A 15,214-nucleotide genomic window follows, 5' to 3' on the forward strand; every position below is an offset into this window, starting at 1 on the left:
CCGCATAGGGGCCACCGTGAGTCAGGGTTGTATGCAAGCGCGTTTCTCCGTGACCCGGCAGCTCCCGCCGCCTGGTCCAGCCCGAGAAACCCGGGACAAGAGGACGCCTCGCGAGCTAACCGCTCCACAAGCGTCGGGAATGCGCCCCGCCAAGGATTCCACGACAGCAACCGGGGCACGATCCGCCGGAATGCCCGCACGACCAGGCAGCCACTCGAATCATCGCCTTGAAGGCCCCTGGACTTGGCCACGAGGATGATCGCGGACCGTTCATGCCGCAGGCTCGGCGCGAGGTCTGGATGGTCGTGACTCCCCGCCCTCTCCAGGCCGTCGGAGGCGCCATGACCATGTGAACAAAATCTAAGTTGCATGAACCGAACGACCCCGGCGTTCACCGTGGTGATGGCCGGGGTCGTTCGATTTGTCGGCGTCTTGCCGAGTTGAATCAGCCGGTCCGGGAATTCAGGCTCAGGACTTCTTGCCCTTGGCGACCATGTCGTTGTCGCCGGCGAGCTTGGCGGCCTTGAATTCCTCGGCCGTCATCTTGCGGATCGTCCGGTTGTGCATCAGGACGGGTCCGCCGGAGGTGGGGACTTCCTTGGCATAGGCGATCACCTCGTCGGGCGAGTCCTTCGTCGCGGGGCCTTCCTCGAAGTCCTGGATGACCACGCCGCTGCGCGCGATAACGTCGCCGTCCTGGAGGGCCTTCAGGCCGATCGGGTTGACGGCCTCCAGCGGGGCGAAATCCGAGACCTTCGTCGCCGGCTTGTGGTTGTTGAACGTGTACTGCCGGAACATCTGGCCCACGTCGTTGAGGGCGACCTCGGCCTGGTTGGCTTCGGTGACGGGCTCGCCGACCGGCTCGCTGCAGCCGGCGACGAGCCCCAGGGGTAGGATCAGTGCTGCGAGGAGGGAGGAACGCATGTCGCCTGTCATCCGAGAATTAGGTGCCGAAATGACGGGAGACGGCGGTCAGGCCGTCTCCCCACGAACATCGAGACGAGGCGGCGGGCTCGCGGGAGCCGGACTCAGTAAGAGTCGGCGCTGACGACTTCGCCGCCGGCGCGGGTGCCCAGGGCGAGCCAGGTCGTCGCGCTGACCGCATCCTTGATGAAGTGGACCGAGCCGTCGGCGAAGCAGACGTTCGCGCCGCCGGGGTGGTAGCTCCGGGCCGCCATGTGGCCGTTGTTGAACGCCGTGCCGTAGACGCCGCAATCGAACCACTTCGAGTTCGGGGTCAAGGTGTGGCTGTAGTAGCCGCAGATCGGCAGGTTGCGGTAGTACTGCTGGCCGCGGTAGGTGAGCCGGCCGGCGTAACCCGAGGTGCCATAAGCACAATTGGGGGCCGTACCGAGGTCACCGTTGCTGATATACAGGAAGTTCACCGGGTCGGTCGGCAGGATGCCGGAGGTCCAGCCGGCGCCGTCGGCCGTGGTGTTCGCCGCGCGGCTGCGCTTGGTCTCGGCGAAGAGGGCCGTGTTGCTGGTGCCGTCGGTCACCGAGGCGACCGTGACCGGCATGGCCCGGTTCTTGTTGGGATAGGTCGTCGACGAGGTGTCCAGGGCAATGACGTTGAAGATGCCCGCGCGGGAGGTGACGGACTCGAACGAGGCCGCCGCTGTGCCGAGCCGCTGGGCCGCGGTCGCCCCGAGGCTGGCGCAGTAGCTGGCGTAGCCGAGGTCGAAGAACTTGATGGTGTTCGGATCCGACGGGCAGTTGAACGCCGAGACGATCTGCATCTGGGCCGTCCCGTTGGCCGTGCTCAGGCCGTAGCCGCTGAGGCACCACTCGAAGTTGAACGCATTGTACGTGCTGCTCAACTCCAGGTACGGCAGGAGCTGGGCCAGGACGTTCGGGCGAGAGCCGCAGGTCCCCGAGAAGACCGCGTCATTGAAAGCGGGTCCGAAGCCGGGGATGAAGGCCGTGGTGGTCGACTCGGCGTTCGCCGAAGCTAACCCCAGTTGCTTCAAATTGTTGGTGCACTGGGCCCGGCGAGCGGCTTCGCGGGCCGACTGCACTGCGGGGAGGAGCAGTGCGATCAACACGGCAATGATTGCGATGACGACGAGAAGCTCGATCAGCGTGAAGCCCGGCCTCGATTTTTGAGTCAACATCGTACCTCGTTGTACCTTTCATGGTCTTCTTAGGGTCGTACTCCGCTGGGCCGATGCCGATTGTACCGAACAATTGTTAAGATTAGGCAGGCATAAATGAAGTTTTGGTTGAAAATCTGGGCTTTCCCCCAGCTCGATATTATATTTCTTAAAAGAACATTCGCAGGATCTTCTTAAGTTAAATCCAGGAGTGCCAATCCTATTGGCGGGTTTCCCGCCGCACAAGGCCCCACTCGTTGCGCAATCACTTCCATTGCCCCCTCCCGCTGGATCGCTCGCAGTGGATTTGTCCAGATCGCCCGAAAGCCGTGAATTTCCCAGGTTTTCTGGCTTTTGGGCCCGGGCCATTGACGACGTTCGTCGGCAACGCGAGGTCATGCCGACGAGCCAGGAGCCGGCTCGAGAGGTTGCCACGTCTGGAATTCCAGATATGAAATTCTCGCGCTTTGTAATTTTGATCAATTATTGTGATAATATGGAATTGGATACGATATCTTTGGGGTCAATTTCGTCTAAATTAGCGGTATGCGTTGAGGTGGAATTAGGCGGCTTCGAGGCGTCTCCGCTCCTCCGGCGCCGGCGACAGTAGGACGTGGTGTTTGTGGACGGAGGGCCGCGCGAAACCCTGGCCGGAGGCGGGTTGGGGATGTGAGAATGTCATGGCTGGCTCCGCCCGGGGCGGTTGATCGGCGATCGTCCCGGCTGGGCTGGGTTCCATCAACTCACGCCCGCTTCATTGCGAGAGGGTAGCCCCATGCCCACTGTCCCGGATTCGCGCGGGAGACAATCCAAGGGGAGCTCGGCAACGCTGTCCGACCTGTTCGTCCTGGTCCTGGGCGTCGCCCTCGCCCTGTCGCTCCGCTGGGACTCGACCTGGCGTTTCACGCCCCACCCCTCCATGCCCCGGACGCCCGTCTGGAAGTGGGACGGGCAGTTCGTCGAGGAGGCGATCGAGAAGGCGTGCCTGGCGCTGATCCCGCTGATGCTCTGGCGCCGCGTCAGGCTCGGCGGGGTCTGCCGGCCGGCGGAGCTCCTCCTCGTCGCCTGCGGGACGCCCCTGGTGGTCGAGGACATCGATTGGGCCCTCTGGCATTCCGAGTCGCGGATGGACATCGACACGGCCGGGGACCTCGGGGCCCTCTTCTGGCGGTGCCACGTTGTTGCCTGGATCGCCTGCCTCGCCGCGACCTCGACGCTGATCCTCCTCCGACGAAGGCTGGGAGATCGGGCCTGCTCCGCCCTACTGACATTCGCGTTGGCGACGTCGTTCGCATGGCTCCTGATGCCGATGGAGAACCTGGCCAATTGGGTGGCCACTCGCTATGAACTCGGGTCGGCGGGCGAGACCGCGGTGTCCGTGGCGGCCCGCACGGTCGCGTTCCTGGTGCCAGGCGTCCTCGGTGCCGCCGCCGTCCGCGACGCCTTCCAACGTCCGGAGTCCATGACGGTGCTGGGATGGGCCGGGCTGCTGCTCGCCGGGTGCGACCTGTTCGTTGCCTTGCCGGTCAACCTCTGGGGGCGCTACATGCCGGCAATCCCGCCGCTGCGCGACGTCCAACTCCATGCCATGTACTTCGGCGGCCCGCTCGCCGCGAGCATCCTCGGCGGACTCCTTGCCCCATTCATCGGGACGCGTTGGGATCGCTGGTTCGGCACGACATCCCCAGATCCCGGCACGAGGGGGACACCTGCCGCCGGATAGCTCGGCCAGCGCCGGTCTCCGACGCGAGCCCGAAGGGCGAACGCTAACCCATCGCCATCGGTCGAGCCGTGGACCGGGACGATCCGACGGAAAGTCACGACGACCTCCTCGGCGGCCCGTGGAGGACCGCCGAGGTTGGCTCGCGTCAGACCTGGAATTTCACCTGGCCTCGGCGTGCAAGACGTCGAGCAGCCTGACGGCCTCGTCGACGATCTTTTCGCCGGTTCCCGGCTCGACGAAGCTGTGGAGTCCGGTCCAGACCTGGTATCCGCCGAGGTCATAGGCCTTCCGGTCCCCCACATAGCCGATGTAGTCGTTCGCCAGCTCGAAGATGTACGTGTGGCGGAACGGCGAGCGCCGCTTGATTTCCTGGCCGAGGACGGTGAAGAACTCGGCCGGGACCCCGACGACCGCCGTGTCCCCGATCTGGATCGCCTGGATCCAGGTCTTGCGCGTCTCGCCCTGATGACTCGCCAGCACCTTCCGGCTCGCGGCGAAGACGTCGGCGATGCTCTTCTCCGCCTGCGTGTCATCCTTGAATCGATAGTGCAGGTAGTCGGTCACCGCCTTGGCGTCCTTCGCCTCGTCGAAGTGGCGAACCTTGATGGGGAACTCGCTCCGGATCCCCTTGACCCGGGAGACGCGGTGCTCGCTCGACCTGGCCAGGGCGTCGAGGATCGCCTGCTTCATCCGCACGATCATCTCCGGAGTCGTCAGCCCGATGTTGTGGGTCGACCCCGAGGCACCTTCGAAGAAGAGGACGGTGCCCCCTTTCTCCTTCTCCAACTCCTGGGCGGCCAGCCCGTAAAACGAGGGGGAGCGTACCCCCGGCTTCACCGTGCCGATGGTATGCGTCGAGTGGTTGAAGAGGATCGCCTCGTACGAGCCATCGGGCTTCTGGAACGCCCAGACCGGGAGATCCGGGTCGAACGGGCCGGTGGGCCGGACCGCATCGGTGAGAATCCCGATCCAGTTGATCATGCCGTTCTTGAGGAGGAGCCGACTATTCTGGCCGACCGAGGACTCCTCGCCGAGCCGGAAACGCATCGTCACCGGCGTGAGCCGGGCGTTGGCCGCGACGGCCGCCTCGACCACCTTGTCACCCACCTGTTTCGTGTACTCTTCTTCACGCGTGACTCCGTGCACCGTCACGGTCGTCGGCCCGTGATGCGTGTGCGTGGCATTGATCAGGATGTTTTCGAAAGGGATGCCGGTCTCCTTCTCGATGCGACGAGCCGCCGCGTCGAGGAGGTCGCGGGTGAGCACGATCACATCGCACTCGATCAGCGCGACACGAGCCCCCTTGGGGTCGCGGATCACGACGGCCGTTGCCCTCAGCTCCCCTTCCTGACCCTTAACTCTGCCCGGTCCGATCCCGCCGCCGATCACCATCTCGTCCGTGGCGACCAGATTGGCCGCCGCGGCCCCCGCCTGAATGCCCGCCTCGTCCGCCTGTGCCCCGCGGGTCGCAGCCAGGGCTGCCAGGATCGCCGCAAAAATCAGTCGTTTCATGAGGGAATCGGCCTCGGAAAACCTGGGTGGGAATCTCATTCGCACGTCCGGAAGAGGGGCCATCCTACAGAACCATGCCGATGAGGTCCCGCACTATTTGATCGTGCTCCAAAGAACGCGTCGCAACCCAGTAATGACTGGTTTCCAAAGCGATGTCGGCCTCGTCCTGATACTTCGACGCTGGGGTCATCCGACATTGGCTCGACGCGGGCCTATGGCCGGGGTGATATGTGGTTCCGGGGCTAATTGCCGCGTAATCGAGGCGTGGCCGAGTCACTGGCTGACGACCTTCAGCGGGACGCCCTCGTCCACGGCACAGGAGGCGAAGGAATTGATTACACCGGTCGCCGTCGCTGATCCCGGCACGCCCGACGACTCGCCGGATGGCCTGGAACGTGATTCGAGAGTGCATCGGCTGTTTCTTGACCGGGTCGGCGAATTCGAGCCTGGTATCGATTGTGAAGTGCAACCGCTCGAGGACGTCGCGGGCCCGGCCCAGCAGCGGGGCGGTGTAGTCCTTGCCCGATTTGCTGTTCAAGGGCCTGGCTGCGGATGACGCGATCGGCGAAGTCCGCGTCGTCTTTCGCCCGGCATCGTCCGACGCGCAAGCCGGCTCGCCCTCGCACGGACGCCGATCGCGTCGAGGCGGACCGGAGCTTCCTCTCGAGCCGGCTGTCGGAGCGGGGCACGCTCGATGACGTCGCCCCCGCCTTGCATGCGTCGCCATTCCACCTGGCCCGCATCTTTCGCGAGCGGACGGGCGTGCCCGTTCATCGCTACCTCACTCGGCTCCGGCTCCGGGCCTCGCTCGAGAGGCGCGGCCGACCTCACCGCGCTGGCACTGGAACTCGGCTTCTCGAGCCACGGGCATTTCAGCGACACCTTCCGTCGCGAGTTCGGACGCACGCCGTCGGAGGTCCGTCGCGAATCGAATCCGCGCGGGCTCCGGCAATTGAGCAAGGATCTGGAAGCCTGATTTCCGCCCGAACACTACCGTTGTCTCCGCAGTGGGTCGCTTCGGCCCTTGCGATTGACTTCCCTTATGCAAAGGATATCTCATGAAGACGACGAAGTGCCCGGTGTGCGACTGGGACGTGCAGGAGGGCGGGATCAAGGTGAGCGTCGGCGGCCAGGAGATCGTCGTCTGCTGCGACGAGTGCGCGAAGAAGGCCCAGGAAGGCTCGCAAGCCTCGGCCGAACAATCTTGATGCCCGCAAAATGACACGGTGATGCGTCCGTCGACCCTGGGCCGGCGGATCCGCCGGGATTTGACACCCGCGATAGTATTTTGGAACGGAAACCCAACCCGACGTCGAGAGGTCGGATGGAGGCCTCATCCATGTCTCAGGTCGATTATTGCCTCTTCGAGACCTCCCTGGGCTGGTGCGCGATCGCCTGGTGCGACGGGGAAGGCTCGAAGGGGCCCGCGGTAGCCTACTTCCAACTCCCCGACGCGACGGCCAAGCTGACCGAGGCCCGCATGATCAAGAAGTCGGGCGCGAGCAAGGCCGCGAAAAAGCCCCCCGCCCGGATCGCCGAGATCATCCGTCGCGTGAGCAAGCACTTCGACGGCGAGCCTCAGCAGTTCGACGACATCGAAGTCGATCTGGGCAAGGCCGGCCCGTTCGCGCGTCGGGTTTATGAGGCGGCGCGGAAGATCCCGGCGGGGCAGACCATGAGTTACGGCGACATCGCCAGGGTTCTCGACCAGCCCAAGGCCGCGAGGGCGGTGGGGCAGGCCCTCGGCAAGAACCCGATCGCCCTGATCGTCCCCTGCCATCGGATTCTCGCCGCCGGCGGCAAGATCGGCGGGTTCTCCACCTTCGGCGGGCGGGATACCAAGACGAGGATGCTGGCCATCGAAGGTGCGACCATCGGCCTGCCGAAGACGATCAAGTCGGCGAAGGACCTCCCACGCCTGGCGGCCCACCTCGCGACCCAGGACCCGCACCTCGCACGCTGCCTGTCGCATCCCCTCGAGATGAACCTGAAGCCGAAGCACTCCCCTTACGCGTCGCTCTTCGAGGCGATCGCGCACCAGCAGCTATCGCCCAAGGCCGCGTCGACGATCCTAGGCCGGGTGAAGGCCCTCTACCCCGACTCGACGATCCCCGAGCCCTCGGCCTTGCTCGAGACCTCGGACGAGACGTTGCGAGCCGCTGGACTTTCCGGTTCCAAGACCGCCGCGATCAAGGACCTGGCCGCGAAGGCCCTCGACGGCACCGTGCCCTCGGCCGAAGAGATCGTCGCGCTCGGCGACGAGGAGATCATCCAGCGTCTGACCTCGATCCGCGGGATCGGCCGCTGGACGGTGGAAATGCTCCTGATCTTCAACCTCGGCCGCGCGGACGTCTTCCCCGTCGACGACTACGCCCTCAAGAAGATCATCGCCCACGTCTACGATCTGGTCGAAGTCCCGTCGGCCAAGGAACTCCTCGCCCTGGCCGAAGCCTGGCGCCCGCTCCGCTCGGTGGCCTCGCTCTACCTCTGGAATTACATCAAGCTGAAGGATCTGGAATCGATCGAAGCCATCGCCCCGGAGCCCAAATCCGGGCCGGCCAAAGCGCGCAAGGCTGTGTCGAAATGATGCCGTTTGAGGCTCTCGCCTCCTGGATCGTGGTTCGTTCGAGCCAGAATTGGAGGACGCGATGGAAAGCCGCGAGTCCTCGACGTTAACGCTTTGGCAACGACTGGACGCTGCCTGCGTAAGAGAGCCGATGAAGGGGATGAATGCCGTTGCCATCCCCCGTTCGCATCAAGGCGACGCCGCCCGTGCGAGCGATTCTCTCACACCACCGCCGGGGCTCATGCCCTCAGCCCAGGGGAGCTAAACCCTCCGATTGAATGACGGTCGCGACCGACTCGGCGAAGGCCAAGGCGGCCCGTGATCGATCGGCTCCCCTCCTCCAGAGGAGGCCGACCCGGGCCTTGATTTCGGGCCCCTCGATCGGGATGACCTTGAGCCCATCCCTACCGCGGCCGAGTACGACGAGCGGCAGTAACGCGGCCCCGAGGCCACGTTCAACGGTCGCCAGGATGGCCTCAATCGAATCCAGCTCGATCGAGCAAGGCGGTTCGACCCCGGCCTCGGACAATGTCTTGTCCGTGAGATGACGGAGCCACGAATCGTTTCGAGGGAAGAGGATCAAGGACGCTCCTCCCAGATCCGCGAGCTTCATGCTTCCCCTGTCCGCAAGAGGGTGGCTTCTCGCGACGATCACCCCCAGCGTGGACTCGCCGACGACGTCGATGATGACGCCCGGGTCCCCCGGCGGATCGAGGCAGATGCCGACGTCGAGATCGGACGTCCTGACGGCCGACTCGATGTCGCGTTGCCAGAGGCGATCGACGCGGATCCCGATGCCGGGATGGGCCGCGGTGAAATGCTCGATGACACGCGGCACCAGCAGGTTGTCCAACACCTGGACGACCCCGACCGACACCCGGCCTCGGCTCAACCCCTCCGCCTCGGAGATGGCCGGGATGGCCTCATCGAGGGCGCGAATCGCCCGCAAGGCGTGCTCGCGGAGGATCGCCCCGGCGGCGGTCAGCCGCACGGACCGGCCGCCACGGTCGAAGAGGGAGACGCCTATTTCTAATTCTAACTCCTTGATCTGATGGGACAGCGCCGACTGTGAGAGGTGGACCTTCCTGGCGGCCTGTGTGAAATGCAGCGTCTCGGCGACGGCCAGGAACGAGCGCAGGTTTCGCAATTCCATGAAGGTCGGCCCACCCCCGGCAACCGAATCGAGATGCTCCGCGGCCGATGCATCCGCGTGCAACCCGCCCTACGACTCGTCTTGTCCACGTTGAACGCCTAGAACTTCAGGCGATTGATCCCGTCGATCGGTCTCATCGATAAGTCGCATTGGACCGCATGTTATCGAAGTCCATAGAATCCCGCAGAAATGAGCCCGGCAGATGGCGGGATGTGTGAACAACTCTCCTTTTAGGGGCCCATCCCAACGGCAGGCTCGGGATTACCACATCCTCCAGGTGCGGGCAGACGGAGTTGCCGGCGCAGGGCGACTCCACGATCAGCCCGACACGATTCACATCATACTAGCAGGACCTTCGATGAACGAGCAAAGGACGATCGCCGACTACATCGTCAGCCGCCTGGCCCGAGAGGGAATCACCGACTGCTTCGGCGTGGCCGGCGATTTCGCCTTCAAACTCAGCGACGCGGTGGCTCGGAGCGAGGCCATACGATGGGTCGGCTGCTCGAATGAGCTGGACGCGGCCTACGCGGCCGACGGCTATGCTCGCGTGCGCGGCTGCTCGATGCTGATGACCACCTACGCCGTGGGCGAACTCTCCGCTCTCAACGGCGTGATGGGGGCCAAGGCCGAGCGGTCCTGCGTCTTCCATGTCGTCGGCATGCCGACGATGCGCCATCAGCGCCTGGGTAAGGTCGTCCACCACACGTTGGGCGACGGAGTGTTCCAGAACTTCGCGAACATCTCGGCGCAGGCGGCCTGCGTCTCGGCCGTGCTCACCCCCGACAACTGCGTCCACGAGATGGAGCGGGTCATCGCCACGGCGCGGGCGGAGAGCCGACCGGCCTATATCCTCATCGCCGCGGACTACGCCATCACCCCGCTCACCGCCTGCGATCCGCCGCCCTACCCGAAGCCCGCCAGCGGGCCCGACCTGGCCGTGGCCGTCGCTGCCATCGCCGAGCGGATCGAGTCGGCACGCTCGGTCGTTGTGCTCCCGGCATACACGGTGGCGCGATTCAAGCTCCAGAAGCGACTCCTGGCGCTGATCGAGGCTTTGGGATGCCCGTTCGCCGCGATGGCGATGGATAAGGCGGTCCTCTCCGAAGCGCACCCGCAATTCGTCGGGATGTACGCCGGGGCCCCGTCATCCCCCGCGGTCCGGGAAGCGGTCGAGGGTGCAGATCTCGTGATCGACGCCGGTGGCGTCTTCTTCTCCGAGACGAACACCTCCGCGTACTCGGGCCTGCCTGCGGCCGAGAAGGTCGTGACTATCGCCTTCGACCATGTCCGCATCGGAGACCGGATCTTCAACCCGGTGCGAATGGGGGACGTCTTCGACGCCTTGGCGGCCTCGGTGCGGAAGCGTTTCAACTTCGATCCAAAGGCGCGGCCGACGCCGGAGAAGCCTGGCGGCAGCCCGGGCGACCCGATCACCGCCGCGACGCTCTATCCCCGCTACCTGAGATTCCTCCGGCCGGGCGACCAGATCGTCGTGGAGAGCGGCACCAGCACCTCGGGGGTCGTCCCGCTGCCCTTGCCCGACGGAGCGGAGGTGCACGTCCAGCCGCTCTGGGGATCGATCGGCTGGGCCACCGGGGCCGCGCTCGGGGTGGCCATGGCCACCCCGTCTCGGCGCACCGTCCTGTTCACCGGAGACGGCTCGCACCAACTCACCGCGAACGACATCGGCACGATGGGCCGCCACGGCCTGAAGCCGGTGATCTTCGTGCTCAACAACGGCGGCTATACGGTCGAGCGTGCCTTGGAGGCGGACCCGAACTGGGTCTACAACGACATCGCCCCCTGGAACTACCACGCCTTGCCACACGCCCTGGGCTGCGAGGGCTGGTTCACTGCGAAGGTCGCTACGCTCGGAGAGCTCGACGCCGCCCTGTCGAAGGCATCCACGGGCGAATCGGCGAGCTACATCGAAGTCGTCGCCGACAAGATGGACATGCCGCCGGGCCTGGCTTATGTCCACGGCCGACTCGACGCGATGTACGGGAACGGCTGAGATCCGCGACGATGTGGGGCGCCACGGGAATTCGGACGGGGAGAGATGAATTATTTCCGGCCAATATGAGGGCGAGATCTACGCGGACGGCCTCCGGGGCATCATCCCCAAGCTCCCGAGCGGCATGGCCGAGTCGGAGCGGAAGGCGGTCGCCGCATGGCCCGATGTCATCAACTCCCAGGTCCAAGTGGGCTGCGGAGACGAGCGGACGCAGGCGGCGGCCGAGGGATCTGGTTCGGTCGAGCTTCCCGCAGCTCCGGGGGAACTGTCTCGCCAACGACTTCACTGACCCGGTATTCCGGTCTCGGCTCGCCCGGGCGCCAGAAGTGGCGTCGGATGCCTCGACATTGCTGCCGGCGGTGTGGAGGCGGCCGGCAAGGTATTGGTGTTGTTCGACTCCGGCGTCCGCTCTGGGTCGGACGTCGTCAAGGAGGTCGCGATGGGAGCCGCGGCCGTCGGCGTCGGCCGCACATACGCCTGGGGCTTGGCCCTCGACGGGGCGGACGGGGTTGTCCATGTCCTGCGGCCCCTGCTCGCGGAATCCGACCTGCTCATGGCGATCGACGGCTATCCGAGCCCCGCTGAACTCCGATCAGCGTCTCCGATGAGGGCGTGACCACCCGACGCCGAGTCCGAACAGCCTGCTCTCCCCACAGAACAGTAAGGGCTGGGTTCAGCAGCAAAGAGGCGGGAGGGAGTGCAGGTGTCGGGTGCCAATGCCCCTACCCGGATCAGGGCGCCTATTTGAAGATCCGCTGCGAGAAGAGATAGAAGTTCTTACTCCACTCGGTGGCGTCATGGCCGTGGGAGTCGACGTGCCAGATGTGCGGAACGTCGTGCTCCTTAAGATAAGTGTGGACGCCCTGGCTGATGCGGATCAGCCCATCCTTGTTCCCGCAGGCGAGCCAGAGTAGCTTCAGCTTGCCCTTAACCGCCGTCGGGTCGGGGACGAGTTCGGCGGGAGGCAGCGTGTTCGGGGCCGACGAGAAGCCTCCGACCCACGCGAATATGTCGAGATGCTTCAGGCCGAAATTCAGACTCTGGCCGCCGCCCATCGAGAGGCCGGCAAGCGCCCGATGCTCCCGATCGGCCGCGACCGAATAGCGAGACTCGATGGCGGGGATGACGCTCTCGAGAAGGTCTCGCTCGAATGCCGCGAATGCCGGGGCGGCTGCGTAGATATTCCCCTCGGGCCGGTCGTTCTTCCGGGCGCGACCGTTGGGCATGACGACGATCATCGGTGTCGCCTTACCCTCGGCGATCAGATTATCCAGGATCACTCCGGGGGTGCAGAACCGCTGCCACTCCGTCTCGTCGCCGCCGATCCCGTGGAGCAGGTAGAGCACGGGATACCTCCTCTCGGACGAGTAACCCGGAGGCGTATAGACGTTCATCTTGCGTCGCGTGCCTACGGATTTCGAGTCGTACTCGACGATCTCGAGCTTGCCGTGCGGAATGTCCTCTCGGGCCTTCTTGTAGTCGGCGGGCGGGTCGTCGAAGGAGGGTTTGTCGTCGGGGTTGAGCACGATGGGGCCTCCGAACCCGCGACGAGGTCCGTTCGACGCCCCTTCGGGCCGCTTCGTCTGGGGTTCTTGTGCCTGGGCGGCCGATGCCGCGGTTAAGATCAGGGCCAGACAAACACCATACTTCATCGTGGTTCTCCAGGTACGCGTGCATGGACCCGCGATCCGTCAGTTTATCGGGACGGAGCCTGGGCGTCTTCCCTTCAGGGCGGGCTCTACGCGGGGACCATCGCTTTCGCGTGCACTCCACGCCGCCGCGATCCCCGACGCGGCAAAAAAAGTCTGTCGCATCACCCTCGGGCTTCGCCTACATGCAGACTCGACCAGCCACCCGCTCGAGCCCTGGGCTTCACCCCCGATGGTCTTTTGAATGGCATTTGCCGCACTTCACTCAAGTCCAACCGAGGAAACGCAACGAAGGACCCACAAACATGGCCATCCTCCCAGGCGACCAACTCCGACGCCCGGCTACCCCCGTCTTCGACGCTATCCCCTGGAAACGTATAAGCGCCCGCCATGGGTTCGTGCCTAGCATTTGTGGAGCCGTCTACCCCAAGAAGCCGTAGTCCGCTCGCTCCAACGAAAGTTCTCGAGCCGATTGACGAGACGAAGAGCGGCGGTCAGGCCAGCACCGCCGTAGCCGACGACAGTGCGATGGCCGTCGTCGAAACGAGCCATGGCGTTGGAGCGAACACGATATGATTCTTGACATGAAGCCAACTGAGTTTATCGAAAGCCAAGGCTGGAGCCAGCCGGCACCGTTGTGAGTGGCCGGAAAATGGCACGAGCCCGCGAGGTGCTTGACCTCGCGGGCTCGGTCGTGGGTTGAGAGGGATCAACCACACGATTTATCGGTGTCCGCCTCGATGCATCCCGCCATAGCCGCCGGTCTGGACGACAGGTCCACGGCCTCCGCCGTAACCTCCGCCATATCCCCCGCCGTAACCTCCACCGTATCCGCCGCCATATCCCCCGCCGTATCCGCCGCCATATCCCCCGCCGTAACCTCCACCATAACCACCTCTGCACCCACCACCGTAGCCGCCGCCATATCCGCCACCGTAGCCACCGCCACAGTTCCCGGGGGTGCCGCAGCGGTATTGCGGGGAGACTGGGCCGCGGTTGCCGCCACCGGGGTAGTTATTCGCTTTGGCGGCGGTCGTCCCTAACAGGCTGCCGGCCACCAGAGCACCCGCCGCGATGATCGTCTTCAGCTTGATACCCATCGGTCCAGTCTCCTCGCCTTTGCGTGCCGTGATTCGTGTTTGATCGAGCGTCGTCACTTGGTTTCAGTTCGTCGCTCGTCCCTTCCCATGAGCTTTATCAGGAACCGGAGATCGACCGGACGGAGGCATCGAAAAAAAAGATCGGGACGTGCGAACATTCCATCGCGATCCCGGGTCTGGTAGGCGTGCAACGGAAACGGTGAAGGACGCCGAAGACCCAGGGCGTCTCCACTTCGAAGCGAATGGGTCGAGGTGTGTCGACGATGATGGCCAAGCCTTTCAGCAACCTGCGCGGCTGTCCTTGCGGCGAATGTTGCCCGGGAGAAGGCAGAACCTTGGCGTTCGGTTGCGAATTCCGCGAGTAGGACCGGGCAGACGGCTCATCTTCGTCAGCCGCGACCCGGGTCATGCGACGCCGGGTCGCTTCTTTTTTGGGCCAAGGTTTCGATTCAGCCTCGGCGATGAAGCTCGACACGAAACCCCGACGTAACCCCGATGCATGCATCGCAGGGGCCCGATCGTCTATCGGCCAGGATACCTGGTTCTCAGCCAGGAGAGGCGGGTTCGATTCCCGCTCGGGCTGCTCTGAGATAAGTTTAATAAATTGATGTTATGGGAAAAAGTGATTAGATCGCAGAGATTGATGACGCTGGAGCCAGACGGCCAGGCGACCGGCTGCAACCCGGTTCAAGTGGGTTCGACTCCCACCGGCGTCTTCGGCGTTCGCCCGAGTGAATCGGCTGAAAGAACCGCGATTCGACGCGGGCGTGACGCCCGGATTTTCAAAGGAAGCGACTGGACTTGCCGGGCCCGCGGCGCGCCCTCCTCGTCGCAGGACGATCGAGAAAGCGTGTCCCGTGCAGGGATTCGAGACCGGGGCAAGTCCAGGTCGTGGTTGCTCAATGGTAGAGCGCCAGGCTATCCACCTGGAGGTTGCGGGTTCGACTCCCGTCCACACGCAGCGGTCGGTTTGAAACGCCGATGACGCACGGGGCAGTATTGCTGCCTCGACCAATGGGCCCGAGGGGGATGATCGACCGTGGAGGTTCGCCTGCGGCCTGATTCGACGCGTCCGCGCGACGCGGAGAAAAGACCGCGGGCAGCATCGACTGACGCCTTGAAGCTCGCGGATTCCGCTTTCCCAAGGCTTCGACATCAGGACGTTCGAGGATGTTGTGGACGCGGAGGTTCGACCTCTCGCCGAGCAGCATCCGGGACGGCCGGGCGTCGAGGCCAGAAGAAGGCTCAAACGAGCCTCCGCGTCAGGACGTGTGACCGACCGGACGCATCATCCCCCGAAGGCATCCCCAAGATATGCCTTATCGAAATTGGGAGTCTTGATGTGTTTGTTTTATCGAATTAGGACGGCCTGCAGAGGTCATCCGGAGGTTGGGAGGTGCC

General features: G+C 64.5%; 11 protein-coding genes, 3 tRNA genes and 1 pseudogene. 9 read left to right on the forward strand and 6 right to left on the reverse strand.

Annotation, left to right across the window (positions count from 1 at the left end; translation table 11 throughout):
* Positions 1-468: 468 nt before the first annotated feature.
* Both ACOYYX_RS02005 and ACOYYX_RS02010 read right to left on the reverse strand, forming a co-directional pair.
* Entirely contained in the window at positions 469-924 is a 456-nt protein-coding gene (locus ACOYYX_RS02005; RefSeq protein WP_422928265.1) for a hypothetical protein, read from the reverse strand.
* A gap of 104 nt (positions 925-1,028) precedes the next feature.
* Positions 1,029-2,114 (reverse strand): DUF1559 domain-containing protein, encoded by a 1,086-nt coding sequence (locus tag ACOYYX_RS02010; protein ID WP_422928266.1) that lies wholly within the window; start codon positions 2,112-2,114, stop codon positions 1,029-1,031.
* A 754-nt stretch (positions 2,115-2,868) separates the two neighbouring features.
* On the opposite strand from ACOYYX_RS02010, the gene ACOYYX_RS02015 reads away from it, so the two are divergent.
* Positions 2,869-3,816: a hypothetical protein gene (locus tag ACOYYX_RS02015; protein ID WP_422928267.1), complete on the forward strand. Its 948-nt coding sequence runs from the start codon at positions 2,869-2,871 to the stop codon at positions 3,814-3,816.
* A gap of 159 nt (positions 3,817-3,975) precedes the next feature.
* Here ACOYYX_RS02015 and ACOYYX_RS02020 read toward each other — a convergent pair whose 3' ends face one another.
* Entirely contained in the window at positions 3,976-5,328 is a 1,353-nt protein-coding gene (locus ACOYYX_RS02020; protein ID WP_422928268.1) for a hypothetical protein, read from the reverse strand.
* A gap of 694 nt (positions 5,329-6,022) precedes the next feature.
* Between ACOYYX_RS02020 and ACOYYX_RS02025 the strand changes: the two genes are divergently transcribed.
* From ACOYYX_RS02025 to ACOYYX_RS02035, 3 genes are all read left to right on the forward strand, one after another.
* Positions 6,023-6,304 (forward strand): helix-turn-helix domain-containing protein, encoded by a 282-nt coding sequence (locus ACOYYX_RS02025; protein WP_422928269.1) that lies wholly within the window; start codon positions 6,023-6,025, stop codon positions 6,302-6,304.
* Positions 6,305-6,386: 82 nt separating this feature from the next.
* Positions 6,387-6,536, forward strand: a complete 150-nt coding sequence (locus ACOYYX_RS02030) for a hypothetical protein (RefSeq protein ID WP_422928270.1) — start codon at positions 6,387-6,389, stop codon at positions 6,534-6,536.
* A 131-nt stretch (positions 6,537-6,667) separates the two neighbouring features.
* Entirely contained in the window at positions 6,668-7,915 is a 1,248-nt protein-coding gene (locus ACOYYX_RS02035) for a methylated-DNA--[protein]-cysteine S-methyltransferase (RefSeq protein WP_422928271.1), read from the forward strand.
* Positions 7,916-8,141: 226 nt separating this feature from the next.
* Here the strand turns inward: ACOYYX_RS02035 and ACOYYX_RS02040 are convergent, their stop codons facing one another.
* Positions 8,142-9,047: a LysR substrate-binding domain-containing protein gene (locus tag ACOYYX_RS02040; RefSeq protein WP_422928272.1), complete on the reverse strand. Its 906-nt coding sequence runs from the start codon at positions 9,045-9,047 to the stop codon at positions 8,142-8,144.
* A gap of 358 nt (positions 9,048-9,405) precedes the next feature.
* Here ACOYYX_RS02040 and ACOYYX_RS02045 point away from each other — a divergent pair, with 358 nt between their 5' ends.
* Positions 9,406-11,064, forward strand: a complete 1,659-nt coding sequence (locus ACOYYX_RS02045) for an alpha-keto acid decarboxylase family protein (RefSeq protein WP_422928273.1) — start codon at positions 9,406-9,408, stop codon at positions 11,062-11,064.
* A gap of 218 nt (positions 11,065-11,282) precedes the next feature.
* Positions 11,283-11,680: pseudogene (locus ACOYYX_RS02050) on the forward strand (alpha-hydroxy-acid oxidizing protein); the annotation flags it as partial.
* A gap of 124 nt (positions 11,681-11,804) precedes the next feature.
* Here ACOYYX_RS02050 and ACOYYX_RS02055 read toward each other — a convergent pair.
* Entirely contained in the window at positions 11,805-12,716 is a 912-nt protein-coding gene (locus ACOYYX_RS02055) for an alpha/beta hydrolase (protein ID WP_422928274.1), read from the reverse strand.
* A gap of 719 nt (positions 12,717-13,435) precedes the next feature.
* The gene (locus ACOYYX_RS02060) at positions 13,436-13,813 is read right to left on the reverse strand and encodes a hypothetical protein (protein ID WP_422928275.1); all 378 of its coding nucleotides are present in this window, start codon (positions 13,811-13,813) and stop codon (positions 13,436-13,438) included.
* A gap of 511 nt (positions 13,814-14,324) precedes the next feature.
* On the opposite strand from ACOYYX_RS02060, the gene ACOYYX_RS02065 reads away from it, so the two are divergent.
* From ACOYYX_RS02065 to ACOYYX_RS02075, 3 genes are all read left to right on the forward strand, one after another.
* Positions 14,325-14,396 (forward strand) — tRNA-Glu (locus ACOYYX_RS02065).
* 62 nt (positions 14,397-14,458) lie between these two features.
* A tRNA-Cys gene (locus ACOYYX_RS02070) sits at positions 14,459-14,529 on the forward strand.
* 171 nt (positions 14,530-14,700) lie between these two features.
* Positions 14,701-14,774: transfer RNA gene (locus ACOYYX_RS02075), tRNA-Asp, on the forward strand.
* Positions 14,775-15,214: the final 440 nt, after the last annotated feature.

It is taken from the genome of Singulisphaera chitinilytica, assembly GCF_049331405.1.
GTDB lineage: Bacteria > Planctomycetota > Planctomycetia > Isosphaerales > Isosphaeraceae > PoT.

Excerpts from the sequence above, each read along its gene's own strand:
- ACOYYX_RS02005 (WP_422928265.1), bottom strand. The coding sequence starts at position 924 with ATGCGTTCCTCCCTCCTCGCAGCACTGATCCTACCCCTGGGGCTCGTC.
- ACOYYX_RS02010 (WP_422928266.1), bottom strand. The coding sequence starts at position 2,114 with ATGTTGACTCAAAAATCGAGGCCGGGCTTCACGCTGATCGAGCTTCTC.
- ACOYYX_RS02015 (WP_422928267.1), top strand. The coding sequence starts at position 2,869 with ATGCCCACTGTCCCGGATTCGCGCGGGAGACAATCCAAGGGGAGCTCG.
- ACOYYX_RS02020 (WP_422928268.1), bottom strand. The coding sequence starts at position 5,328 with ATGAAACGACTGATTTTTGCGGCGATCCTGGCAGCCCTGGCTGCGACC.
- ACOYYX_RS02025 (WP_422928269.1), top strand. The coding sequence starts at position 6,023 with ATGACGTCGCCCCCGCCTTGCATGCGTCGCCATTCCACCTGGCCCGCA.
- ACOYYX_RS02030 (WP_422928270.1), top strand. The coding sequence starts at position 6,387 with ATGAAGACGACGAAGTGCCCGGTGTGCGACTGGGACGTGCAGGAGGGC.
- ACOYYX_RS02035 (WP_422928271.1), top strand. The coding sequence starts at position 6,668 with ATGTCTCAGGTCGATTATTGCCTCTTCGAGACCTCCCTGGGCTGGTGC.
- ACOYYX_RS02040 (WP_422928272.1), bottom strand. The coding sequence starts at position 9,047 with ATGGAATTGCGAAACCTGCGCTCGTTCCTGGCCGTCGCCGAGACGCTG.
- ACOYYX_RS02045 (WP_422928273.1), top strand. The coding sequence starts at position 9,406 with ATGAACGAGCAAAGGACGATCGCCGACTACATCGTCAGCCGCCTGGCC.
- ACOYYX_RS02055 (WP_422928274.1), bottom strand. The coding sequence starts at position 12,716 with ATGAAGTATGGTGTTTGTCTGGCCCTGATCTTAACCGCGGCATCGGCC.
- ACOYYX_RS02060 (WP_422928275.1), bottom strand. The coding sequence starts at position 13,813 with ATGGGTATCAAGCTGAAGACGATCATCGCGGCGGGTGCTCTGGTGGCC.